The organism is Pantoea sp. E956-1 (assembly GCF_982223955.1).
In genome coordinates this window covers 1-262 of sequence record NZ_CEUYZP010000125.1, presented here as the reverse complement: position 1 = coordinate 262, position 262 = coordinate 1, and the positions used below count along the sequence as shown (strand labels likewise).

The following is a 262-nucleotide window of genomic DNA, read 5'->3' as shown; positions in this document are numbered from 1 at the left end:
CTTCCGGCGAGCGGGCTTTTCACCCGCTTTATCGTTACTTATGTCAGCATTCGCACTTCTGATACCTCCAGCATGCCTCACAGCACACCTTCGACGGCTTACAGAACGCTCCCCTACCCAACAACGCCTGAGCGCCGCTGCCGCAGCTTCGGTGCATGGTTTAGCCCCGTTACATCTTCCGCGCAGGCCGACTCGACCAGTGAGCTATTACGCTTTCTTTAAATGATGGCTGCTTCTAAGCCAACATCCTGGCTGTCTGTGC

Annotated in this window: 1 rRNA gene; it reads right to left on the bottom strand. The window is 55.7% G+C overall.

What is annotated here, in order from left to right:
* Positions 1–262 (bottom strand): 23S ribosomal RNA (locus AC0T7J_RS25590); the annotation flags it as partial.